Source organism: Rhodococcus sp. ARP2, from assembly GCF_001029585.1.
In the GTDB taxonomy this organism is placed as follows: domain Bacteria; phylum Actinomycetota; class Actinomycetes; order Mycobacteriales; family Mycobacteriaceae; genus Rhodococcus_F; species Rhodococcus_F erythropolis.
Map to the genome: position 1 here is coordinate 1 of NZ_LEKE01000047.1, position 1657 is coordinate 1657.

Genomic DNA, 1657 nt, shown 5'->3' on the forward strand with positions numbered 1-1657 from the left:
TCGCGATGAGGGAGTTGCCACCCAACTCGAAGAAATCATCATCCAACCCCACCCGATCAACACCCAACACACCCACAAACGCCGACGCCACCACCAACTCCACCGACGACACCGGAGCCCGAAACACCCGAGCCTCGAACACCGGCTCCGGCAACAACGCCCGATCCAACTTCCCCGACGAATTAAGTGGGAACGCATCCAACACCACCACAGCAGCCGGAACCATATAACCCGGAACCCGCTCCCCCACAAACCCCCGCAACACAGACACATCCACAACCGACCCCACCGCCGGCACCACATACCCCACCAACTGATCACCCATCACCGACCCACGCACCACCACCGCAGCCGACAACACCGACCCATGCGACACCAACGCCGCCTCGATCTCCCCCAACTCGATCCGCTGACCACGGAACTTCACCTGAAAATCAGTACGACCGATGTACTCCAACTCACCAACTGTGTTCCAACGGACCAAATCACCCGTCCGATACATCCGCTCACCCGAACCGAACGGCGACGCCACAAACCGATCCGCACTCAAATCCGGACGACCCACATACCCCCGAGCCAACTGCACACCCGACAAATACAACTCACCCGCAACACCCACCGCAACCGGCCGAAGGCGCGAATCCAACACAAACACCCGGCAATTCCACTCCGGCACACCAATCGAGACCACCGACCCCGACCCAGCAGCCGTCACATCCGCAAACGTAAACGACACCGCCGCCTCAGTCGGACCATACAAATTATGCAACCGCGCCGACGACACCAACCCGAACTCACGCACCGCCTCCACCGGCAACGCCTCACCAATGACCAACACATCACGCAACGAACCCAACAACCCCGGATCCACCAACGACGAAAACGTCGACAACATCGTCGGAACAAAATCCGTCACCGACACACCCTGATCATCAATCACCGACGCCAAATACCCCGGATCCCGATGACCATCAGCCGACGCCAACACCAACACCGCACCCACCCGCAACGGCATGAAAAAACCCCACAACGACACATCGAACGTCGTCGCCGTCTTCTGCAAATACACATCAGACGACGTCAAGCGATACTCGCCCTGCATGAACTCCAACTGATTCACAATCGCCGCATGCGAGACCGCCACACCCTTCGGCCGACCCGTCGACCCCGACGTGAAAATCACATACGCCGTATTCGACGCCCGCAACGGCGAGCGCCGATCCACATCAGAAACCCGCGCACCCGAAAAACCAGACACATCAACAACATCCACACACACAACCCGACGACCCGACGCCACGAAACCATCACGCTCCGTCGACACCACACACACCGGATCAGCCGAATCCAACACATACTCATTACGCGAGGACGGCGCATCAGGATCCAACGGCACCCACGCCCCACCCGCACGCACAATCGCATACAAACCAACCAACAAATCCACCGACCGCCGAACAGCCAACCCCACCAACGACTCCGGCCCAACACCCAAACCAATCAAATAACGCGCAAACCTATTAACCCTCTCATCGAACTCCCCATACGAAAGCACCTCATCCCCACACACCACCGCCCGCGACCCCGAAGAAACCCCCACCACAGAATCAAAACCATCCAACAACAACCCACCCACAACCGGACGAGACGTGTCGTT

The 1657-nt window shown here is 58.8% G+C and carries 1 protein-coding gene; it reads right to left on the reverse strand.

Features of this window, described 5'->3' with window-relative positions; all coding sequences use genetic code 11:
• On the reverse strand, positions 1-1657 hold a 1657-nt coding region (locus ABX74_RS11380), incomplete at both ends, for an amino acid adenylation domain-containing protein (protein WP_047888859.1).